At 62.7% G+C, this 21535-nt stretch carries 19 protein-coding genes; 1 reads left to right on the forward strand and 18 read right to left on the reverse strand.

The window, feature by feature from the left end; translation table 11 throughout:
• Positions 1–5: 5 nt before the first annotated feature.
• From rplV to ACZY0R_RS35345, 10 genes are all read right to left on the reverse strand, one after another.
• Positions 6–335 carry a 50S ribosomal protein L22 gene (rplV, locus tag ACZY0R_RS35300; protein WP_006160469.1) on the reverse strand — a complete coding sequence of 110 codons (330 nt, stop codon included), beginning with the start codon at positions 333–335 and terminating at the stop codon, positions 6–8.
• A gap of 9 nt (positions 336–344) precedes the next feature.
• Positions 345–620 (reverse strand): 30S ribosomal protein S19, encoded by a 276-nt coding sequence (gene rpsS / locus ACZY0R_RS35305; protein ID WP_035870763.1) that lies wholly within the window; start codon positions 618–620, stop codon positions 345–347.
• A 21-nt stretch (positions 621–641) separates the two neighbouring features.
• The gene (rplB, locus tag ACZY0R_RS35310; RefSeq protein ID WP_035870766.1) at positions 642–1472 is read right to left on the reverse strand and encodes a 50S ribosomal protein L2; all 831 of its coding nucleotides are present in this window, start codon (positions 1470–1472) and stop codon (positions 642–644) included.
• A 2-nt stretch (positions 1473–1474) separates the two neighbouring features.
• A complete protein-coding gene (rplW, locus tag ACZY0R_RS35315; RefSeq protein WP_006160473.1) occupies positions 1475–1789 on the reverse strand; it encodes a 50S ribosomal protein L23 in 315 nt (104 codons plus the stop codon).
• The gene (gene rplD / locus ACZY0R_RS35320; protein ID WP_010812396.1) at positions 1786–2406 is read right to left on the reverse strand and encodes a 50S ribosomal protein L4; all 621 of its coding nucleotides are present in this window, start codon (positions 2404–2406) and stop codon (positions 1786–1788) included. Before rplD ends, rplW begins: the two co-directional genes overlap by 4 nt.
• An 11-nt stretch (positions 2407–2417) precedes the next feature.
• Complete coding sequence (rplC, locus tag ACZY0R_RS35325; RefSeq protein ID WP_035870770.1) at positions 2418–3068, reverse strand: 50S ribosomal protein L3; 651 nt, start codon at positions 3066–3068, stop codon at positions 2418–2420.
• 300 nt (positions 3069–3368) lie between these two features.
• A complete protein-coding gene (locus tag ACZY0R_RS35330) occupies positions 3369–3860 on the reverse strand; it encodes a flavin reductase family protein (protein WP_488865020.1) in 492 nt (163 codons plus the stop codon).
• Position 3861: 1 nt separating this feature from the next.
• On the reverse strand, positions 3862–5103 hold the full coding sequence (locus ACZY0R_RS35335; RefSeq protein ID WP_488865022.1) for a styrene monooxygenase/indole monooxygenase family protein: 1242 nt from the start codon (positions 5101–5103) through the stop codon (positions 3862–3864).
• A gap of 54 nt (positions 5104–5157) precedes the next feature.
• Positions 5158–5946 carry an SDR family oxidoreductase gene (locus tag ACZY0R_RS35340; RefSeq protein WP_488865024.1) on the reverse strand — a complete coding sequence of 263 codons (789 nt, stop codon included), beginning with the start codon at positions 5944–5946 and terminating at the stop codon, positions 5158–5160.
• Positions 5947–6070: 124 nt separating this feature from the next.
• Positions 6071–7306 (reverse strand): dienelactone hydrolase family protein, encoded by a 1236-nt coding sequence (locus ACZY0R_RS35345; protein ID WP_488865026.1) that lies wholly within the window; start codon positions 7304–7306, stop codon positions 6071–6073.
• A gap of 282 nt (positions 7307–7588) precedes the next feature.
• Between ACZY0R_RS35345 and ACZY0R_RS35350 the strand changes: the two genes are divergently transcribed.
• Positions 7589–8602 (forward strand): AraC family transcriptional regulator, encoded by a 1014-nt coding sequence (locus ACZY0R_RS35350; RefSeq protein ID WP_488865028.1) that lies wholly within the window; start codon positions 7589–7591, stop codon positions 8600–8602.
• A 106-nt stretch (positions 8603–8708) separates the two neighbouring features.
• Here the strand turns inward: ACZY0R_RS35350 and rpsJ are convergent, their stop codons facing one another.
• The 8 genes from rpsJ to rpoC form a co-directional block, all read right to left on the reverse strand.
• Positions 8709–9017: a 30S ribosomal protein S10 gene (gene rpsJ, locus ACZY0R_RS35355; protein ID WP_006160488.1), complete on the reverse strand. Its 309-nt coding sequence runs from the start codon at positions 9015–9017 to the stop codon at positions 8709–8711.
• Between the two features lie 94 nt (positions 9018–9111).
• On the reverse strand, positions 9112–10302 hold the full coding sequence (gene tuf / locus ACZY0R_RS35360; RefSeq protein WP_488865032.1) for an elongation factor Tu: 1191 nt from the start codon (positions 10300–10302) through the stop codon (positions 9112–9114).
• Positions 10303–10379: 77 nt separating this feature from the next.
• Positions 10380–12482, reverse strand: coding sequence for an elongation factor G (fusA, locus tag ACZY0R_RS35365; protein ID WP_045243150.1), 2103 nt, complete (start codon positions 12480–12482; stop codon positions 10380–10382).
• Positions 12483–12599: 117 nt separating this feature from the next.
• Entirely contained in the window at positions 12600–13070 is a 471-nt protein-coding gene (gene rpsG, locus ACZY0R_RS35370; RefSeq protein ID WP_035876146.1) for a 30S ribosomal protein S7, read from the reverse strand.
• Positions 13071–13293: 223 nt separating this feature from the next.
• The gene (rpsL, locus tag ACZY0R_RS35375; RefSeq protein WP_006162330.1) at positions 13294–13671 is read right to left on the reverse strand and encodes a 30S ribosomal protein S12; all 378 of its coding nucleotides are present in this window, start codon (positions 13669–13671) and stop codon (positions 13294–13296) included.
• A 339-nt stretch (positions 13672–14010) separates the two neighbouring features.
• Positions 14011–15873: a DNA helicase RecQ gene (recQ, locus tag ACZY0R_RS35380; RefSeq protein ID WP_488865035.1), complete on the reverse strand. Its 1863-nt coding sequence runs from the start codon at positions 15871–15873 to the stop codon at positions 14011–14013.
• Positions 15874–16053: 180 nt separating this feature from the next.
• Positions 16054–17079 (reverse strand): IS1595 family transposase, encoded by a 1026-nt coding sequence (locus tag ACZY0R_RS35385; RefSeq protein ID WP_488865037.1) that lies wholly within the window; start codon positions 17077–17079, stop codon positions 16054–16056.
• Between the two features lie 186 nt (positions 17080–17265).
• A complete protein-coding gene (gene rpoC / locus ACZY0R_RS35390; RefSeq protein WP_035876149.1) occupies positions 17266–21510 on the reverse strand; it encodes a DNA-directed RNA polymerase subunit beta' in 4245 nt (1414 codons plus the stop codon).
• Positions 21511–21535: the final 25 nt, after the last annotated feature.

The following is a 21535-nucleotide window of genomic DNA, read 5'->3' on the forward strand; positions in this document are numbered from 1 at the left end:
ACTCCTTAGTTGCCGAGCGTCACAGTGATGTGACAAGTTTGTTTCTCGATGCGGTTGCCGCGGCCCTTTGCTCGTGCCGTGAAACGCTTGAGCGAGGTTGCCTTGTCGACGAAGATGGTCTTGACCTTCAGTTCGTCGATGTCGGCGCCTTCGTTGTGCTCGGCGTTGGCGATGGCCGATTCGACCACCTTCTTCACGATGACGGCAGCCTTTTTCGGGCTGAACGTCAGAACGTTGAGCGCGCGCTCGATCGGCAGACCGCGGATCTGGTCAGCGACCAGGCGCGTTTTCTGGGCGGAGATGCGGGCACCGCGATGAATCGCTTTCACTTCCATGATGGCACCTTACCTCTTCGCTTTCTTGTCAGCCGCGTGGCCCTTGAACGTACGCGTGAGCGCAAATTCACCGAGCTTGTGGCCAACCATGTTTTCCGAAACATACACCGGCACGTGTTGACGGCCGTTGTGTACGGCGATCGTCAGGCCGATGAAGTCCGGCAGAATGGTCGAGCGACGCGACCAAGTCTTGATGGGCTTCTTGTCCTTGCCGCCTGCAGCTGCTTCCACCTTTTTCAGCAGGTGGGCGTCACAGAACGGACCCTTTTTTGCGGAACGTGTCATGTCTAGGCTCCTACCTACCGATTAACGCTTGTGGCGGCGCTGCACGATCATGCTGGCAGTGCGCTTGTTGCTGCGGGTACGGTAACCCTTGGCCGGGGTACCCCACGGCGAAACGGGGTCACGACCAGCAGCGGTCTTGCCTTCACCACCACCGTGCGGGTGGTCCACCGGGTTCATCACAACGCCGCGAACCGTCGGGCGGATACCGCGCCAACGATTTGCACCGGCCTTGCCGATGACGCGCAGGCTGTGCTCTTCGTTACCGACTTCACCGATGGTGGCGCGGCATTCGATGTGAACACGACGCACTTCACCGGAGCGCAGGCGAACCTGGGCGTAGATGCCTTCACGAGCCAGCAGCACGGCAGAACCGCCTGCGGCGCGAGCGATCTGGGCGCCCTTGCCCGGCAGCATTTCCACGCAGTGGATGGTGGTACCAACCGGAATGTTGCGGATCGGCAGGTTGTTACCCGACTTGATCGCAGCTTCCGAGCCGTTCATCAGCGACTGGCCAACTACCATGCCCTTGGTGGCGATGATGTAGCGGCGCTCGCCGTCGGCGAACAGCACCAGCGCGATATTGGCGCTGCGGTTCGGATCGTATTCCAGGCGCTCGACCTTGGCGGGAATGCCGTCCTTGTCGTTGCGCTTGAAGTCGACCACGCGATAGTGGTGCTTATGACCACCGCCCTTGTGGCGGGTGGTGATATGACCGTTGTTGTTACGGCCCGACTTCTGGAATTGCTTTTCCAGCAGCGGAGCGTGGGGCGCGCCCTTGTGCAGGTTGGCGTTAACCACCTTCACCATGGAGCGACGGCCCGGGGACGTCGGCTTGGTCTTGACGAGTGCCATGATTACTTGGCCTCCGCTTCAAAATTGATTTCCTGACCCGGCTTGAGCGAAACGTAAGCCTTCTTCACGTGGTTGCGACGCCCCATGAAACGGCCAAAACGCTTTTGCTTGCCCTTTTGGTTCAGGATCTGAACGGACTGCACCTCGACCTTGAACAGCAGTTCGACTGCCGCCTTCACGTCTGCCTTGTTGGCATCGCGAGCGACTTCGAACACGACTTGTTCGTTCTTGTCGGCGACCAGGGTTGCCTTTTCGGAAACCACCGGCGCGAGCAGCACCTGCATCAAACGATGATCGTTCTTGGCTACTTGCGTCATTTCAGCAACTCCTCGATCTGCGCGACGGCTGCCTTGGTCACCAGCACCTTCTTGTAGTGCACGAGCGACAGCGGGTCAGCCTGGCGCGGCTCGACAACTGCCACGTGCGGCAGGTTGCGCGAAGCCAGGTAGAGGTTCTCGTCGAGGCTGTCGGTGATGATCAGCACCGAGTCCAGGCCCATGGCCTTGAACTTGTCGGCCAAGAGCTTGGTCTTGGGCGCATCGACGGTGAAACCGTCCACCACGTTGATACGACCTTCACGTGCGAGCTGCGAGTAAATCGAGCGCATACCGGCACGGAACATCTTCTTGTTGACCTTCTGCGTGAAGTTCTCTTCCGGCGAATTCGGGAAGATACGGCCGCCCCCGCGCCACAGCGGCGAGGAAGACATACCGGCACGGGCGCGACCCGTACCCTTCTGGCGCCAAGGCTTCTTGGTCGTGTGCTTGACCTCTTCACGATCCTTCTGCTTACGGTTACCGCTGCGAGCGTTAGCCTGGTAAGCGACGACGATCTGGTGAACGAGGGCTTCGTTGTAGTCACGGCCGAAGACTTCGGGCGAAGCGTCAACGCCTGCGCCGATCTGGCCATTGTCCTGGAGGAGCTTGAGTTCCATTGATTCGCTCCTTAAGCTTTGGCTTTGGCCTTGACGGCCGGGGTAACGATAACCTTGCCGCCCTTGGAGCCGGGAATGGCGCCCTTGACCAGCAGCAGCTTGCGCTCTGCGTCGATCTTGGCGATTTCCAGGTTCTGGACGGTGCGGGTGACGTCACCCAGATGGCCGGTCATGCGCTTGCCGGGGAACACACGGCCCGGATCCTGCGCCATACCGATGGAACCCGGCACGTTGTGCGAACGCGAGTTACCGTGGGTGGCACGACCCGATGCGAAATGGTGACGCTTGATGGTACCGGCGTAGCCCTTACCGATGGTCACGCCCTGGACGTCGATCTTTTGACCGACTTCGAACAGGTCAACCGACAGCGTGCCGCCGGGTTGCAGTTCGCCAGCCTTAGCGGCATCGATGCGGAATTCGCGGATGATTTCACCAGCCTCAACACCAGCTTTGGCAAGGTGACCTGCCAAAGGCTTGGTGACGCGGCTAGCGCGGCGTGCGCCGAAAGTGACTTGAACCGAGGTATAACCGTCGGTCTCGTCCGTCTTGATTTGTGTCACGCGGTTGTCGCCGACCTCGACCACGGTAACGGGAATTGAATCGCCGTCGTCCGTGAAAATACGGGTCATGCCAACCTTGCGACCTACAAGGCCAAGGCTCATGGTTTGCTCCATTCCCAGCTGCGATTGGCCGGGGCTGATTAATACACGAAAACAGTGTTTGCAGTGCGGGGCTTGCGCTGAAGAAGACTGCGCGCGGCCAAGCTGGCCAGCCCACTACCCATAGACAAACGGGTAGCCTTACACTATATCGCAGCGGTTTGGAAAGAGCAAGAGCGCTTTCGGAAGTTAGGCCATGCGCGGTGGCGCGGGTGTTGTTTTGTGGCGTTGACTAAGTTGCGGGGCGCTGGCACTGCGCATCTTGATGGCAAAAGTGGCAATTTCGGCACCGGATCGGAAGCCTTACCTTCCTACCTTCACGAACTCCCCACCGAAAAACACCAGCGGTTCGCCCTCCCCCACTTCAAACCCCCGCACTTCGCCAACGATCAGTAGATGATCTCCTACCGCGTCCGCGCGCTCCACCCTGCACGCCAGCGTGGCCAACGCTTCATCGAGATAAGGTACGCCGCGCTCACAGCGCCGATGGGAAACGCCGGCAAACTTGTCCTCGGCAGGCGTGGCAAAACGGCGCGCCAGTTCGCCGTGCCCCGCCTGCAGGATGCTGACGCCGAAGTGCTTCCCCACTGCAAAATGCGCGGCGCTTGGCGAGTGCAGTGCCAGACTCCACAAGATCAGCGGGGGCGCCAGGGATAGCGAGGCGAAGGAGTTGATGGTCAAGCCAATCGGACGGCCCTCGGCACCGCAGGCGCCGATGACCGCCACGCCGGTAGCGTAGCGGCCACAGGCCCGGCGCAGCGCCCTGGTATCCAGCACAGCGCAAGCGGCTTCCATATCAGGCCGCCTGAGGCAGATGCTGGTCGATCAACTGCTGGCAGGCAGCGGAATCTGACCACCAGGGGAAGAAGTCCGGCGGATTATCGAAGCCATTGGCAATGCGGGCGGCCAGCTCTGGCGCTTGGCCTGCCGCGCCCAGCAGCGACAGGATATGCGCTGGCGGTGGCGTGAGCAGGGAGTTGGTCCAGTTCACTACGTCGCCGGCGTACTGCCAGTATCGCGCGAACGTCTGCGCCATCCAGTCCGCGTCGAAACCGCGGTCGCCATGCGCAACGATGGCATCCAGATATACCTTGCAGCACTTGGCCGCGTTGTTGGAGCCCTGTCCGGTAATGGGATCGTTGACGACGACAGCGTCGGCCATGCCGAACACGAGCCGGCCCGAGGGCAAGGTCATCACCGGCCGGCGCACGGTCGGGGCGAAGCGGCCGGCGAGAATGCCTTGCTCGTCGGTCAGGGTCACCGCATCGCAGCGCTCCGCCTCCCACGGCAGCCAGGTGCGCAGGATGCGCAGACTCTCGGCGAGGTGCTGCTCCGGCGTACGCGCATCGGCCCAGCGGTCCATCGGGCCACCCGGTATGCCCTCGAACACCATGATCTCGCAGGGGCCGGATAGCGTCAGGGCCGGGAAGACGAAGTATTCGCCAATGCCGGGAATCAAGTTGAAGCAAACCCGCGAGAACGGGGTGCGCGGCGTCATGGCGTTCACATAGGTCAGGGCGAGCGAACGCTGCGGCGCGCTGAAAGGACTGCGCGTGGCGTCCCGCTCGAAACGGCTGACGATCTCGCCCTTGCCAGCCGCAAGCAGCACAAGATCATGCTCGCGAGTCAGCGCTTCCAGTTCATCGACGCCGGCATCCGCGATGCGCAGGTCGCCACCGCGTTGCGCGAAGGCTTCCATCCAGGCCGGCATCTTGAGTCGCTGGTCCACCGCTTGGGCCGGATGGTCGAGCCGGGCAGCCCAGTCGATCAACCTGGCGCCAGGCTGCTCCGGATGCGGAATCGCCAGGCCGATCCCTTCCACCGGCGGGCACGCATCGTCCCACCAGTTCAAGCCCAGCTCTCGCTCCGTCTGCAGCGCGCGATCGAACATGCACTGGCTGGACATGACCTTGCCCGCGCGGACCTGGTCCGGCGTGCGATTGGTCAGCAGCGTGACCCGGTAGCCCTTGGCTTGCAGGCCCAGGGCCATCTGCAGGCCGGACTGGCCCGCGCCGACGATGGCAATGCGTTGGCTCATGGCAATCTCCTACTTGAAGGTTCAGCGTGGAAGTCGAAATCCCGCATCGCGGTTTCAGCCGGCCAGGCGCGGGATGGCGGGCACGTTTTGCTCCGGGCCCATCGCCGAGTAGCCGCCGTCCACCGCGTAGTCGGCGCCGGTGACAAAGCTGGCATGGTCCGAGCAGAGAAACAGCACCACCTGAGCCACTTCATCGGGCTCGCCCACGCGGCCCAGCAGGTGGAAGTCCGCCGCCACGCGATCGGTACGCTCGCGGTTGCCACCGCTGACCTCGTCCATCAGCCGGCACCAGGTCCAGCCCGGCGAGACAGCGTTGACGCGGATATGATCGGGCGCGAGGTCCATCGCCATGCTGCGGGTGAGCTGCCGGATCGCGGCCTTGGAGGCCGGATAGAGCCAGCGCCCCGTCTGCGCCACATTGGCCGAGATGCTGGTGAAGTTGACGATTGCGCCACCGCCGCGCGCGCGCATTCCCTCGTGGACGGCCTGGGCCAGCATCACGCTGGAGACCACATTGACGTCGAGTGCGGTGAGCCAGTCACGGCGGTTCGATTTGAGACCGTCATCGAGATAGGTGCAGGCCAGGTTGACGAGGTAATCGATGCCGCCGAAGTGCCGCGTGACCTGCGACACGGCCGCGGCCACCTCGGCGTCGTCGGTGATGTCAGCACGAATGAAGAGTGCTCGTTCACCCAGTTCGCCAGCGACACGCTCGCCGCCGCCGGCATCGATATCGAGAATCGCCACTCGCGTGCCGGCCTCGACGAAGGCCTTCGCCACGCCCGCGCCGATAAGGGTGGCGCCGCCGCTGACGATGGCGACTTTGTCCTGCAGTCCTTTCATGACGTTGTCTCCTTGTATCGGTGCGTTGCCCATGCGCCGCAGGGACCAAGCGGTACCCGCGGCGCGTGCCGGGCACGCCCCTTTTGCTTTGATTTCGTCGATTGCCGGGGCAGATCCGCCCCGCCTACTTGCCTACGCTCTCCTGCCAGCGCGCCATCAGCCCGTTGGAGGGCAGCGTTTCATCGAGCAGCTTGCGGGCAGTCTCGATGCCGGCCACGGGCAGCCCGGCCGGATCGAGCTTGCCGATCTGCACCAGCACGCTGGCCTGGTCCCAGTAGATATGCTCGTGGTAGAGCTTGTCGCCACGGAACTTGACGATGGCGATCAGCGGAATCTCCACTCGCTTGCCCGTGGGTGGCACGCCCGGCAGCATCCAGTCAATCTCGCAGGTATGCGTGAAGCAGAACAGCAACTCGTCAACGATCTGGCTCGCGCCCACCGTGCGCGACAGCGGAATCAGCGTGGTGTCCGGCGGATTGCTGTGGACAAAGTGGTTCTGGTAGAAGCGCTTGAGCTGCCGGTAGCCGACGCCACCGGTCATGGTCGGGATATGGTTGACGTAGGGCTCCGCCACCATGGTCGCCATCGTGGCATCGACATCGCGGGTGGCGAATTCGTATTCGCAGTGCTTGTCCCAGAGGGCCGAGAAGTCGTAGTGCGGACCCATCTCTGCACGCAGCGCGCCAATCGACCGCTGGTGCGCCATCAGCGCGGACGGTCGGTCATAGTGCTCGCCGCCGGCGCGGGCAAATGCATGATCGACGCCGGGATAGATATATAGCTCGATGCCATCCTTGCCGCCCAGGGCTGCGCGGATCTGCGCTTGCGCCTCCGGCGGGCAGAAGCCGTCGCGCTCGGCCACATGCAGCACCAGCCGGCCCTTGATGTTGGCTGCCTCGGCCAGTGCATGCTCAATGCCGACGCCGTAGTACGCCACCGCGCAGGCCACCCCGTCCAGGCGGCAGGCGGACAGGTAGGCGAGCTTGCCACCCAGGCAAAAGCCGAGCACCCCGGTCTGACCCACGCACTCGGGACGCGCGCGCAGCGCTTCCAGCGCCGAATCCACATCCTTGACGCCGAGGGCCTCATCAAAGCGCTGATACAGCCCAAGGGCGCGCTGGAAGTCGTCGCCGCGGTCGCCCAGTTCAATGCCGGGGGCGATCCGCCAGAACAGGTCCGGCACCAGCACCGTGTAGCCTTCCTCGGCGTAGTAGTCCGCCACGGCGCGCATGGTGGCGTTGACGCCGAAGATTTCCTGGCACAACACGATGCCGGGCCCCTTGCCCGATGCGGGCGTGGCCAGGTAGGCGTTGAACGTGCCGCTGCCGTCGGCGGCGTGGATCTGGATAGTCTGGCTCATGGGCTGCGCTCCTTTGTTTTTGGGGGGGTGGGCTGCCGGGCTGGATTCCATCATGGGCGATCCGCACCGCAGCAAACTAGCCGCCGGCTGCAGCGGCTATCCGATTAGTGCAGGAAAATGGCGGGGCGGGCAAGTGGCGCGAGGAAGCGATCCACTATAGTGATGTGAAGGATTCCGTCCGCATGCCAGCGCGGTGCCAAAGCGGCAGCGCAGCGGCACGGTCCGCAGGCAGGCGGATCCCCCACCAGGAACGGCGCGCCAATGATGCCGAGGAGCGAGACAATGCCGCAGCCCCCCGCGGCCACGGCCACCGAGCCGCTGGCTGGCGCCCTGCTAGACGACCCTACCCGGCTGGTCTTCGCCTCGACCGACCAGGCCGAGACGCGGGCCGCCGTCGGCATGGTGTTCAAGCCGCACAAGCTCACCATCGGCGGCACCACGCTGGCGGCGCGCATGCATCATGCTCCCCTTGGCGCGGTCTCATTCAACCGGCTGGCCTATGGGGCCGAGGTGCAGATCGAGCCCGGGCCGCTCGACGACTTCCTGCTGGTGCAGATGCCCGTAGCGGGTCATGCGGAAATCCGCTGCGGCCAGCAGGAGATCCTTTCCGACCGGGAAACCGCTTCGGTGCTGACGCCCTGCGATCCGGTGCGAATGCGCTGGAGTCACGACAGCGACCAGTTGATCGTGCGCGTCGAGCGCGGCGCGCTGGAGCGGGTGTGCGCGGCGTACTTGGGCCATCGTCCCCAACAACCGCTGCGTTTCGAGCTAGGCATGCCATGGCGGCGCCTGGCGGCGTGGTACCAGATGGTGCATTACCTGGCGGATGTGATGGCGCTGGCACCGGATGCGGCCCGGCATCCGCTCACTGCCTGCCAGCTGGAGCAGCTGGTGATCGGCACGCTATTGACGGTGCAGCCCCACAGTCTCACCGAAGCACTGCGGGCGCGCGGCAAACCCCTGGCACCGCGTCATGTGAAACTGGTCGAAGAGTACATCCACGCCCATGCCAACGCGCCGTTGACGCCAGCCTTGCTGGCCGAAGTGGCCGGCGTCAGCCTGCGCGGACTGTATGCGGGATTTCGCGAGCACCGCGGCATCAGCCCGATGGCTTACCTGCGCGCAGTCCGGCTGGAACGGGTGCATCAGGACTTGTTGAACGACCGGGCCCTCGTTTCGGTTACCGCCGCAGCCTTGCGCTGGGGCTTCAGCCACCTGGGGCGCTTCAGCGTGGAATATCGCAAGAGTTTCGGCGAGCCCCCGGGGCAGACGCTCCGCCGACGCGGGCCCGCCTAGCCGGCCGCGCAACGGGGAGAAGGCGGCACAAAAACAAAAGCGGCGAACCGAAGTTCGCCGCTTTTGTTTGCGCAAAACCACCAGGGGCGGTCTTGTGCGGAATACCTTACACCTTGATTTCGACGTCGACGCCGGCCGGCAGGTCGAGCTTCATCAGTGCGTCAACGGTCTTGTCGGTAGGATCGACGATGTCCATCAGGCGCTGGTGAGTACGGATCTCGAACTGATCACGGCTCGTCTTGTTGACGTGCGGCGAACGCAGGATGTCGAAGCGCTGGATACGGGTCGGCAGGGGCACCGGGCCCTTGACGATCGCGCCGGTACGCTTGGCGGTATCCACGATTTCGGCTGCCGACTGGTCGATCAGGCGATAGTCGAAAGCCTTCAGGCGGATACGGATCTTCTGGTTCTGCATGATATTTCCTTAAAAGAGCGATGGGCGGCGAGCGCCCTGGAACAAGGGAACAGGCCGCCGGTATTGTACCGCCAGCCCGCTCCAGGAAGTTTGCTTAGTCGAGGATCTTTGCCACGACGCCGGCGCCGACGGTACGACCGCCTTCACGGATGGCGAAACGCAGGCCTTCTTCCATGGCGATCGGGGCAATCAGCTTGACCGTGATCGACACGTTGTCACCCGGCATGACCATTTCCTTGTCCTTCGGCAGCTCGATCGAGCCAGTCACGTCGGTCGTACGGAAGTAGAACTGCGGGCGGTAGTTGTTGAAGAACGGGGTGTGACGGCCGCCTTCGTCCTTCGACAAGATGTAGACCTCGCCGGTGAAGTGCGTGTGCGGCTTGATCGAACCCGGCTTGCACAGCACTTGGCCGCGCTCGACGTCTTCGCGCTTCGTGCCGCGCAGCAGCAGACCCACGTTGTCGCCGGCTTGACCTTGGTCCAGCAGCTTACGGAACATTTCCACGCCGGTGCAGATGGTCTTGACCGTCGGCTTGATACCAACGATTTCGATTTCTTCACCGACCTTGATGATGCCGCGCTCGATACGACCGGTCACAACCGTGCCACGGCCCGAGATCGAGAACACGTCTTCCACCGGCATCAGGAAGGTACCGTCGATGGCACGTTCCGGCGTCGGGATGTAGGTGTCCAGCGCGTCGGCCAGGGCCAGGATCGCCACTTCGCCCAGTTCGCCCTTGTCGCCTTCCAGGGCCAGCTTGGCCGAACCCTTGATGATCGGGGTGTCGTCGCCGGGGAATTCGTACTTGGACAAGAGCTCGCGCACTTCCATTTCGACCAGCTCGAGCAGCTCGGCGTCGTCGACCATGTCGCACTTGTTCAGGAACACGATGATGTAAGGCACGCCAACCTGGCGGGCCAGCAGGATGTGTTCGCGGGTCTGGGGCATGGGGCCGTCAGCGGCCGAGCACACCAGGATCGCGCCGTCCATCTGCGCTGCGCCCGTGATCATGTTCTTCACATAGTCAGCGTGGCCCGGGCAGTCAACGTGTGCGTAGTGACGGTTAGCCGTTTCGTACTCGACGTGGGCGGTATTGATGGTAATACCGCGTGCCTTTTCTTCCGGTGCTGCGTCGATTTCGTCGTACTTCTTGGCCGAGCCGCCAAACTTGGCTGCCAGCACCGTAGCAATCGCGGCCGTCAGCGTGGTCTTGCCATGGTCAACGTGACCAATCGTGCCAACGTTCACGTGCGGCTTAGTCCGCTCGAACTTTTCCTTTGCCATTTTTCAGCTCCTAATCGAAACCAGTATGTCGTGTTCATAGTGCCGCCGCGCACAGCGCGCGGCGGCGGATCTTTTACTTACTTGCCGCGAGCCGTGATCACGGCGTCGGCTACGTTCTTCGGAGCTTCAGCGTAGTGCTTGAACTCCATCGTGTACGTAGCGCGGCCTTGCGTGGCCGAACGCAGCGAGGTCGAGTAGCCGAACATCTCTGCCAGCGGAACTTCCGCGCGCAGGATCTTGCCGCCGCCGACCATGTCGTCCATGCCCTGGATAATGCCGCGACGCGACGACAGGTCGCCCATCACGTTACCCATGAAGTCTTCCGGCGTTTCCACTTCCACGGCCATCATCGGCTCGAGCAGCACCGGGCTGGCGCGGCGCATGCCTTCCTTGAAGCCCATGGAGCCGGCCATCTTGAACGCGTTTTCGTTCGAGTCCACATCGTGGTACGAACCGAAGAACAGCGTGACCTTGACGTCGACCACCGGGAAACCTGCCAGCACGCCGGCGTTCAGGGTTTCGGTAATGCCCTTGTCCACCGCAGGGATGTACTCGCGCGGCACCACGCCGCCCTTGATGGCGTCGACGAACTCGTAGCCCTTGCCCGGTTCCTGCGGCTCGAGCTTGAGCACCACGTGACCGTACTGGCCACGGCCGCCCGACTGCTTGACGAACTTGCCTTCGACTTCTTCGCAGACCTTGCGGATGGTTTCGCGGTAGGCAACCTGGGGCTTGCCCACGGTGGCTTCCACGCCGAATTCGCGCTTCATGCGGTCGACAAGAATTTCCAGGTGGAGCTCGCCCATGCCCGAAATGATGGTCTGGCCGGATTCTTCGTCGGTCTTGACGCGGAACGACGGATCTTCCTGTGCCAGGCGGTTCAGGGCGATGCCCATCTTTTCCTGGTCAGCCTTGGTCTTCGGCTCGACGGCCTGCGAAATCACCGGCTCCGGGAACACCATGCGCTCCAGGATGATGATGTGGTCCGGATCGCACAGCGTGTCGCCGGTGGTGGCTTCTTTCAGGCCAACCGCAGCGGCGATGTCGCCAGCCAGCACTTCCTTGATTTCTTCGCGCTGGTTGGCGTGCATCTGCAGAATCCGGCCCAGGCGTTCCTTCTTGCTCTTGACCGGGTTGTAGATGGTGTCGCCCGAATTGACCTTGCCCGAGTACACGCGGAAGAAGATCAGCTGGCCGACGAACGGGTCGGTCATGATCTTGAACGCCAGCGCGGAGAACTTTTCGTCGTCCGCGGCACGGCGCGACGTTTCCTTGTCGTCGTCGTCCACGCCGGTGACCGGCGGGATGTCGACCGGCGACGGCAGGAAATCGATCACGGCGTCCAGCATGCGCTGCACGCCCTTGTTCTTGAACGCGGTGCCGCACAGCATCGGCTGGATTTCGCAAGCGATGGTACGGTCACGCAGGCCCTTGATGATCTCGGCTTCGGACAGTTCGCCCTCTTCGAGATACTTGTTCATCAGGTCTTCGTTGGACTCGGCAGCTGCCTCGACCATCTTCTCGCGCCATTCGTTGCACGAGTCGGCCAGTTCGGCCGGGATGTCCACGTAGTCGAACTTGGTGCCCTGGCTGGCTTCGTCCCAGATGATCGCTTTCATCTTGATCAGGTCGACCACACCCTTGAAGGTGTCTTCGGCGCCGATAGGCACAACGACGGGAACCGGGCTTGCCTTCAGGCGGGTCTTCAGCTGGTCGTAGACCTTGAAGAAGTTCGCGCCGGTACGGTCCATCTTGTTAACGAAGGCCAGGCGCGGAACGCCGTACTTATTGGCCTGACGCCACACGGTTTCCGACTGGGGCTGCACGCCACCCACTGCGCAGTAGACCATGCAAGCGCCGTCCAGCACGCGCATGGAACGCTCCACCTCAATGGTGAAGTCCACGTGGCCCGGAGTGTCGATGATGTTGATGCGGTGTTCCGGGTAATTGCCGGCCATGCCCTTCCAGAAGGCGGTGGTGGCAGCGGAGGTGATCGTGATGCCACGCTCCTGTTCCTGCTCCATCCAGTCCATCGTGGCGGCGCCATCATGCACTTCACCGATCTTGTGGTTCACACCGGTGTAGAACAGGATCCGCTCGGTCGTGGTGGTTTTACCCGCGTCAATGTGAGCCGAGATACCGATATTACGGTAGCGCTCAATGGGAGTCTTACGAGCCACTTTAATCCTCTATTCGTCCGTGAGACGCCGGCATCTCATTGCCAACGCCCGTAACACAAACGGGCGAGCGTGTCATTACACAGCCCGCCCGGCAACCAACCGCGTAACTCGCGCGCTTTAGAAGCGGAAGTGCGAGAACGCCTTGTTGGCTTCGGCCATGCGGTGCACTTCGTCGCGCTTCTTCATCGCGCCGCCGCGGCCTTCCGCTGCTTCCAGCAGCTCACCTGCCAGGCGCAGCGCCATCGACTTCTCGCTGCGTTTTTTCGCGGCCTCGCGCAACCAACGCATCGCCAATGCCAAACGACGCGACGGACGGACTTCGACCGGAACCTGATAGTTGGCGCCGCCCACGCGACGGCTCTTCACTTCGACCACCGGCTTCACGTTGTTGATGGCAACGGAAAACACTTCTACGGGGGCCTTGCCTGCCTTCTTTTCGATCTGGTCGAACGCGCCATAAACGATACGTTCGGCAACCGACTTCTTGCCGTCCAGCATCAGGACGTTCATAAACTTGGCAACTTCAACGTTACCGAACTTCGGATCGGGCAGGATATCCCGCTTGGGGACTTCACGACGACGTGGCATCTTCTTTCCTTTAGATTCAGTTGAGAGCGCGGCTATTTCCCGCTCTCCGGCCACCAACTAGCTTGCCTCTCATTCAGGCAAATTCGCCGGGTGACCACTTACTCGACGGCACGGCGCATAAACGCTCCGTTTTACCGCCGCCTGGTGACAGCACCATGACGCAACCGCCACAGGCCATCGTTTGTTGCTTCGGGCTTTATGCCCGGCTTGCCTGGCGTTAGCCTTAAGCAGCTTTCGGACGCTTCGCGCCGTACTTCGAACGTGCCTGGCGACGATCCTTCACGCCTTGCAAGTCCAGCGAGCCACGGACGATGTGGTAACGCACACCCGGCAAGTCCTTCACACGGCCGCCGCGGATCAGCACGACCGAGTGTTCTTGCAGGTTGTGGCCTTCACCGCCGATGTACGAGATGACCTCGAAACCGTTGGTCAGGCGCACCTTGGCGACCTTGCGCAGTGCCGAGTTCGGCTTCTTCGGCGTCGTGGTGTACACACGGGTGCACACGCCGCGACGCTGGGGGCAGTTCTCAAGCGCCGGGCTCTTGCTCTTGACGACTTCAGAGACGCGCGGCTTGCGAACCAGTTGGTTGATAGTTGGCATTGTTCAATCCAGCTTGGTTTTACGGAAAAACACCCCTGGGGCCACAAGCAATGGGCCAAAGAGGCAACGACGGGTTTTGGGCGGGAAAGGTGAGCGAGCGCTCTTGAGACGGACCTGTGGAGGAACAGACTGGCCAAAGAACGCGAGCTCGCCTGGGATCCCGCTGCGACCACACCACCAGAGCATCACACGATCCCCTGGCGGGCTTGCCGATTGCGAACCGAAGGCCACAAATCTGACAGGCGAGCGAAATCCAAAGCCAAAAACTCGAATCTGCCATGCTAACAGCGCAGACGTAAACGGTCAAGCAGCTTCTGCCGCTTGCCGCGCAACCGGACATCAGAAGTCGGATACGGCACCCAGCGTTTCGAGGATGGCGTCGCCATAGCGCTCAAGCTTGGCGGCACCGATGCCAGGCACTTCGGCCATTGCTGTCAGCGACTCCGGTGCGCTGCGCGCCAGTTCGGCCAGTGTGGCGTCGTGGAAGATCACATAGGCCGGCACGCCGTGCTCCCGCGCCGTCTCGGTCCGCCACTTGCGCAGCGCCTCCCAGTTGGCCAGCGCCTCGGCGTCCATGCTGGCGGTATGGTCTGTCCGGGTGCCGGTGCCGCGCACCGCCCGCTCGCCGCTCTTGGCTGGCTTGCTGGCCTGGCGGCGCAGCGTAATCTGCATCTCGCCCTTGAGCACCGCGCGTGCGGACTCGCCCAGCAATAGCGCGCCGTGGCCGCCGTGGTCGATCATCAGCAGTCCGTGCGCGATCAGTTGACGGAAGATGGCGTGCCATTCGGATACCGTCCGGTCCGCACCGATGCCAAAGGTCGACACCTTGTCGTGCCCCCACTGCCGGATTTTTTCCGATGCATTGCCACGCAGCACGTCGATCATGTGGGTGGCGCCGAAATGGATGCGGCTGGCCTGCGCGGTGCGGTAGACGCACGACAGCGCCATCTGCGCCTCGCGCGTCCCGTCCCACGTCGCGGGCGGCTCCAGGCAAGTGTCGCAATTGCCGCAAGGGGCGCTGGCCTCGTCGAAATACCCCAGGATGCGGACGCGCCGGCATCCGGCCGTCTCGCACAGTCCGAGCAGGGCGTCGAGCTTGGCGGACGAGACGCGCTTGTGCGCTTCATCCGCCTCGGACTCGTCGATCATGCGTTTTTGCTGGACCACGTCGCCGAGGCCATAGGCCATCCATGCGTTGGCCGGCAACCCGTCACGACCGGCACGGCCGGTCTCCTGGTAGTAGCCTTCCATGCTCTTGGGCAGGTCCAGGTGGGCCACGAATCGCACGTCGGGCTTGTCGATCCCCATGCCGAAAGCGATGGTTGCCACCATGATCACGCCCTCTTCTTCGCGAAAACGGGCCTGGTGGTGCTGGCGCACGCCCGCATCCATGCCGGCATGGTACGGCAGCGCATTGAGTCCCTGGCCGCTGAGATAGCTGGCCATGTCCTCCACCTTCTTGCGCGACAGGCAATAGACGATGCCGCTGTCGTGGGTGCCGTCGGCGGCCAGGTGCTCGGCCTTGATAAAGGCCAGCAGCTGCTGGCGCGCATTGTCCTTCTCGACGATGCGATAGCGGATATTGGGGCGGTCGAAGCTGGAGATGAAAACGCGCGCATCGTGCAGCGCCAGCCGCTCGACGATTTCCTCGCGCGTGACCGAATCCGCGGTAGCCGTCAGCGCAATGCGCGGCACCTGCGGGAAGCGTTCGTGCAGCACCGAGAGCTGGATGTACTCGGGGCGGAAATCATGCCCCCACTGCGACACACAGTGCGCCTCATCGATGGCGAACACGCCGATACGGGTACGCTCGAGCAGGTCCTGGAAGCGCGGCGTCATCAGCCGCTCGGGCGCCACGTAGAGGATTTCGAGCCTGCCGGCGAGCAGGTCGCGCTCCACCGCTGAAGCCTCGGCGCCGCTGAGCGTCGAGTTCAGCACGGCCGCGCGCACGCCAGCCTCCGACAGGGCAGCGACCTGGTCCTGCATCAGCGCGATCAGCGGGGACACCACGATGCCGACTCCCTGGCCTGCCCGCTGCCGCATCAGCGCGGGAATCTGGTAGCACAGCGACTTGCCACCGCCGGTGGGCATCAGCACCAGGCAATCGCCACCGTCCGCCACGTGGTCGATGATCTCCGCCTGCCGGCCGCGGAAGGCGTGGTAGCCGAAAACATCCTTGAGGATCGCCAGGGCGCGCGACATATCTACAGCTTAAAAAAGAGGGTGGGACCGCGAAAGGCGTAACCATACCACCAAGGGGGCGGCCAACTGCTTCGTAGCGTGACGAATGTTCCCTGAAACCTTTCGGCCGGCGCGGCGCCAGTGCATTTGCCGGGAAGAATGCATGTGACGAATAACAATGTCGAAACCGTGCTTATCCGGTTAGCTCCCAAACCTACTAGATGTAGTGGGTAGCGATTTTTTTCCATAGAGCTCGGCATAGGTCGGCGCGGTGACGTCACCAGCGATGCCGAGCAGGGAGCGAAACGCGTTGAAGGGATAGAAACGGCGGTTGAAGCGGAAGGTGAATTCGTTGAGATAGGCTTGTAGGTGCTGCGGGCTGACACCGTGATGAATACCGCGCAGCCAGGTCTTGAGATTGGAGAACACAAGGTGAATGATCGGCAGGAAGGTTTCGGCCACTTGCATGTCACCGCGCTGCGCGATGGCGATATGGCCATAGCCGCGCTCGCCCAGCTTGGCATAACCGCCCCAGTCGTCGGTGATGATGGTTGCCCCGGGTGCAACGGTACGCTCGATGAATCCGCCCAGCGACCGGGCACTTCGGTCAGGAACCAGAGCGAGCCGAACTCGTCCGGCATACCGTCCGCTCTTGCGTTTGTTGCGGCTGCCGGAAAGCTTGCGTTGCCGAACCTCGACAGCGCCGGCCACAAGAACCATGTCGTGCACGCCCCTGCCTTTGCCGCGAGTACGCCCACCGACGTAGGCCTCATCGGCCTCGACGTGTTCCTCAGGCTTGCCACCAATCCGATCCTGGTCGGGGCGCACCATGCCGGCGCGCAACTTGTGGAGTATCTGGAAGGCGGTCTCGTAACGCGACAGGCCGAGTTGGCGCTGGAACTGAACTGCCGACATGCCAGGCGTCTGACTGGCGACCAGATACGCCGCCCAGAACCAAACCGACAGCGGTGTGTGCGTGCGCTCCATGACGGTGCCAGCAGTGAGGCTCGTGTCGCGTGTGCAATGGCGACAACGGAAAACGCCGGGGCGATTGGCAAAGCGGTACGGCTCACCAAGCAAGCCACAGTGGTCACAAATGAACCCATCGCTCCATCGAGCGCGCTCAAGGTAGGCCATGCATGCCGCTTCGTCTGGAAACATCCGCTGAAACTCCGGCAGCGAGCCCGGAAACGGCAGATCGCCTCGGTCAAGCACATCAATAACCATGGCTGCCCCGGGTTGGCACAGATGCCCAACATACTATCGGTAGAGGGCTTGGGAGACAACCGGATAAGCACGGTCGAAACAATGCACAGCAAAACAAAATCCGAAATATAGAAGCAGGCAAAAAAATGCCCGGCCGCCAGGGCCGGGCATCTTCATGCAGCTTGCTGCAGGTTCAGGCTGGCAGTCTTAGACCGCGTCGCCCTCGCCTTCGGTCGTCGCCGGCACCACCGGCGGCTCGATGAAGAGCGACTGCTCTTCGTCGGAGATCGCCTGGGCGCGTTCGCGCTCGGCCGCCTCGCGCGCCTTGCGGGCGCGGTGGTAGGCCAGACCAGTACCAGCGGGGATCAGTCGGCCAACGATCACGTTTTCCTTCAGACCACGCAGGTCGTCGGTCTTGCCCATGATCGCGGCTTCGGTCAGCACGCGGGTAGTTTCCTGGAACGATGCCGCCGAGATGAAGCTGTCGGTGGACAGCGACGCCTTGGTGATACCGAGCAGCAGGTTTTCGTACGTGGCCGGACGCTTGCCCTCGGCGATCACGCGATCGTTCTCGTCGAGCAGTTCCGAACGCTCCACCTGTTCACCCGGGATGAACTTGGTGTCGCCCACATCCGAGATCTGCACGCGGCGCAGCATCTGGCGCACGATCACTTCGATGTGCTTGTCGTTGATCTTCACGCCCTGCAGACGGTAGACGTCCTGCACTTCGTCGACGATGTAGTGCGCCAGTTCCTCGATGCCCTTCAGGCGCAGGATGTCGTGCGGGTCCGCCGGACCTTCCACGATCATTTCGCCCTTGTTCACCACCTGGCCATCGTGCACCAGGACTTGCTTTTCCTTGGTGATCAGGAACTCGTGGGCGTTGCCGTCCAGGTCCGTAATCACCAGGCGTTGCTTGCCCTTGGTGTCCTTGCCGAACGACGTGGTGCCGGTGACTTCCGCCAGCACGGCGGCGTCCTTCGGCGAACGCGCTTCGAACAGCTCGGCCACACGCGGCAGACCCCCGGTAATGTCGCGGGTCTTTTGCGATTCGGTCGGGATACGTGCGAGCACTTCACCCACGTGCACCTGCTGGCCGTCCTTCACGGTGATCAGGGCGCCGACCTGGAAGCCGATGGTCACGGAATGGTCCGTGCCAGGGATCTTCACTTCCTGGCCGTTGGCGTCGAGCAGCTTCACCTGCGGGCGCAGGCCCTTGGTGGCAGCCGTACGGCGCTTGGCATCGATCACCACGAGGGTCGACAGGCCGGTGACTTCGTCCATCTGCTTGGCGACGGTCACGCCTTCTTCGACGTTCTCGAACTTGGTCGTGCCGGTGTACTCCGACACGATCGGGCGTGTCAGCGCGTCCCACGTGGCCAGCTGCGTACCAGCCTTGATGGCCTGGCCATCCTGCACCAGCAGCGTGGCGCCGTACGGGATCTTGTGGCGCTCGCGCTCGCGGCCGTGGTCGTCGGTGATCAGGGCTTCGCCGGAACGCGAGATGACGATCAGTTCGCCCTTCGCATTGGTGACGTAGCGCATGGTCGCCGTGAAACGCACGGTACCGGTTGCCTTCGCTTCCACGCTGGATGCCACTGCCGAACGCGATGCCGCGCCACCGATGTGGAACGTACGCATGGTCAGCTGCGTGCCCGGCTCGCCGATCGACTGGGCGGCAATCACGCCAACCGCTTCGCCGGAGTTCACCAGCACGCCGCGGCCCAGGTCGCGGCCATAGCACATGCCGCACAGGCCGTAGCGCGTGTCGCACGACAGCGGGGTACGCACCTTCACTTCGTCCACGCCGATGGCGTCGATCATGTCGACCAGGTCTTCGTCCAGCAGGGTGCCGGCCTCGATCGCGGTTTCCTGGGTTTCCGGATTCACCACGTCGGTCACCGTCACACGGCCGAGAATACGGTCGCGCAGGGCTTCGATCACTTCACCACCCTCGACCAGGGCCTTCATGGCCACGCCGTTGGTCGTGCCGCAATCGTCTTCCACCACCACCAGATCCTGCGTCACGTCGACCAGACGACGGGTCAGGTAACCCGAGTTCGCGGTCTTCAGTGCCGTATCCGCCAGGCCCTTACGCGCGCCGTGGGTGGAGATGAAGTACTGCAGAACGTTCAGGCCTTCACGGAAGTTCGCTGTAATCGGCGTTTCAATGATCGAGCCATCCGGCTTGGCCATCAGGCCCCGCATGCCGGCCAGCTGACGGATCTGCGCAGCGGAACCGCGCGCGCCCGAGTCGGCCATCATGTAAATCGAGTTGAACGAGTCTTGCTTGACGGTGTTGCCGTCACGGTCGACCACGTCCTCGTGCTGGAGCTGCTCCATCATCGCCTTGCCCACCTGGTCGCCAGCGGCGCCCCAGATGTCCACGACGTTGTTGTAGCGTTCCTGGTCGGTCACCAGACCCGACATGTATTGCTTGTCGTATTCCTTGACCTTGGCAGCCGCGTCGGAAATGATCTTTTCCTTTTGCGGCGGCACCAGCATGTCGTCGATGGCGATCGAGATACCGGCGCGCGTTGCCAGGCGGAAACCCGACTGCAGCAGCTTGTCGGCGAAGATCACGGTTTCACGCAGGCCGCACTTGCGGAACGCGGTGTTGATCAGGCGCGAGATTTCCTTCTTCTTCAGCGGCTTGTTCAGCACCGAGAAAGGCAGGCCCTTTGGCAGGATCTCGGACATGATCGCGCGGCCGACCGTGGTGGCCTGCAGCGTGATCTTGGGCGCGAAGCGGGCATCGCCCACGGCGTCCTTGTCGACCAGTTCATATTCGGTGATACGCACGTTCACGCGGGAAGCCAGTTCGACTTCCTTGTTCTCGTAGGCGCGGATCACTTCGCTGATGTCGGCAAACGTCAGGCCTTCGCCCTTGCCGTTGATCTTGTCGCGGGTCGTGTAGTACAGACCCAGCACCACGTCTTGCGACGGCACGATCGACGGATCGCCGTTAGCCGGGAACAGCACGTTGTTGGAGGCCAGCATCAGGGTGCGGGCTTCCATCTGCGCTTCCAGCGACAGCGGGACGTGCACAGCCATCTGGTCACCGTCGAAGTCGGCGTTGAACGCCGCGCAGACGAGGGGGTGCAGCTGGATGGCCTTGCCTTCGATCAGCACCGGCTCGAACGCCTGGATACCCAGGCGGTGCAGCGTCGGCGCGCGGTTCAGCATGACCGGATGCTCGCGGATCACCTCTTCGAGGATGTCCCACACCACCGCGGTCTGGCTTTCCACTTCCTTCTTCGCCGCCTTGATGGTGGTGGCGATGCCCATCGTTTCCAGCTTGTGGAAGATGAACGGCTTGAACAGCTCGAGCGCCATCAGCTTGGGCAGGCCACACTGGTGCAGCTTGAGGGTCGGACCCACCACGATGACCGAACGGCCGGAGTAGTCGACGCGCTTGCCCAGCAAGTTCTGACGGAAACGGCCGCCCTTGCCCTTGATCATTTCGGCCAGCGACTTCAGCGGACGCTTGTTGGCACCCGTCATCGCCTTGCCGCGGCGACCGTTGTCCAGCAGCGAGTCAACCGCTTCCTGCAGCATGCGCTTTTCGTTGCGCACGATGATTTCAGGCGCCTTCAGTTCCAGCAGGCGCTTCAGGCGGTTGTTACGGTTGATGACGCGGCGATACAGGTCGTTCAGGTCCGAGGTGGCGAAACGGCCGCCATCCAGCGGTACCAGCGGACGCAGTTCGGGCGGCAGCACCGGCAGCACTTCCAGGATCATCCATTCCGGCTTGATGCCCGAACGCTGGAACGCTTCAAGTACCTTCAGGCGCTTGGCGAACTTCTTGATCTTGGCTTCGGAACCGGTGGTCTGCAGCTCGGCGCGGATCGTTTCGATCTGCTTTTCGATGTCGATGCCGCGCAGCAGTTCACGGATGCCTTCGGCACCCATCATGGCCACGAATTCGCCTTCGCCGTACTCCTCGCACTTGGCGATGTAGTCGTCCTCGGACATGATCTGGCTCTTCTTGAGCGGGGTCATGCCGGGTTCGAGCACCACGAATGCTTCGAAATACAGGACGCGTTCGATATCGCGCAGCGTCATGTCGAGCACCATGCCCAGACGCGACGGCAGCGACTTCAGGAACCAGATGTGCGCGGTCGGCGCGGCCAGTTCGATGTGGCCCATGCGCTCGCGGCGCACCTTGGCCAGCGTCACTTCAACGCCGCACTTCTCGCAGATCACGCCACGGTGCTTCAGGCGCTTGTACTTGCCGCACAGGCATTCGTAGTCCTTGATCGGGCCAAAGATCTTGGCGCAGAACAGGCCATCGCGCTCGGGCTTGAAGGTCCGGTAGTTGATGGTTTCCGGCTTCTTCACTTCACCGTACGACCACGAACGAATCTTCTCCGGCGATGCCAGGCCGATCTTGATCGCGTCGAACTGCTCTTCCTGCTGAACCTGCTTAAAGAGATCGAGCAATGCTTTCATTGCAACTCCTTGTTTCGCCGCCAGC

Source organism: Cupriavidus sp. F041 (assembly GCF_057814235.1).

What these genes read in the sequence shown, in the direction of transcription:
- rplV (WP_006160469.1), bottom strand. Translation starts at nt 335, where the DNA reads ATGGAAGTGAAAGCGATTCATCGCGGTGCCCGCATCTCCGCCCAGAAA.
- rpsS (WP_035870763.1), bottom strand. Translation starts at nt 620, where the DNA reads ATGACACGTTCCGCAAAAAAGGGTCCGTTCTGTGACGCCCACCTGCTG.
- rplB (WP_035870766.1), bottom strand. Translation starts at nt 1,472, where the DNA reads ATGGCACTCGTCAAGACCAAGCCGACGTCCCCGGGCCGTCGCTCCATG.
- rplW (WP_006160473.1), bottom strand. Translation starts at nt 1,789, where the DNA reads ATGACGCAAGTAGCCAAGAACGATCATCGTTTGATGCAGGTGCTGCTC.
- rplD (WP_010812396.1), bottom strand. Translation starts at nt 2,406, where the DNA reads ATGGAACTCAAGCTCCTCCAGGACAATGGCCAGATCGGCGCAGGCGTT.
- rplC (WP_035870770.1), bottom strand. Translation starts at nt 3,068, where the DNA reads ATGAGCCTTGGCCTTGTAGGTCGCAAGGTTGGCATGACCCGTATTTTC.
- ACZY0R_RS35330 (WP_488865020.1), bottom strand. Translation starts at nt 3,860, where the DNA reads ATGGAAGCCGCTTGCGCTGTGCTGGATACCAGGGCGCTGCGCCGGGCC.
- ACZY0R_RS35335 (WP_488865022.1), bottom strand. Translation starts at nt 5,103, where the DNA reads ATGAGCCAACGCATTGCCATCGTCGGCGCGGGCCAGTCCGGCCTGCAG.
- ACZY0R_RS35340 (WP_488865024.1), bottom strand. Translation starts at nt 5,946, where the DNA reads ATGAAAGGACTGCAGGACAAAGTCGCCATCGTCAGCGGCGGCGCCACC.
- ACZY0R_RS35345 (WP_488865026.1), bottom strand. Translation starts at nt 7,306, where the DNA reads ATGAGCCAGACTATCCAGATCCACGCCGCCGACGGCAGCGGCACGTTC.
- ACZY0R_RS35350 (WP_488865028.1), top strand. Translation starts at nt 7,589, where the DNA reads ATGCCGCAGCCCCCCGCGGCCACGGCCACCGAGCCGCTGGCTGGCGCC.
- rpsJ (WP_006160488.1), bottom strand. Translation starts at nt 9,017, where the DNA reads ATGCAGAACCAGAAGATCCGTATCCGCCTGAAGGCTTTCGACTATCGC.
- tuf (WP_488865032.1), bottom strand. Translation starts at nt 10,302, where the DNA reads ATGGCAAAGGAAAAGTTCGAGCGGACTAAGCCGCACGTGAACGTTGGC.
- rpsG (WP_035876146.1), bottom strand. Translation starts at nt 13,070, where the DNA reads ATGCCACGTCGTCGTGAAGTCCCCAAGCGGGATATCCTGCCCGATCCG.
- rpsL (WP_006162330.1), bottom strand. Translation starts at nt 13,671, where the DNA reads ATGCCAACTATCAACCAACTGGTTCGCAAGCCGCGCGTCTCTGAAGTC.
- recQ (WP_488865035.1), bottom strand. Translation starts at nt 15,873, where the DNA reads ATGTCGCGCGCCCTGGCGATCCTCAAGGATGTTTTCGGCTACCACGCC.
- ACZY0R_RS35385 (WP_488865037.1), bottom strand. Translation starts at nt 17,079, where the DNA reads ATGGTTATTGATGTGCTTGACCGAGGCGATCTGCCGTTTCCGGGCTCG.
- rpoC (WP_035876149.1), bottom strand. Translation starts at nt 21,510, where the DNA reads ATGAAAGCATTGCTCGATCTCTTTAAGCAGGTTCAGCAGGAAGAGCAG.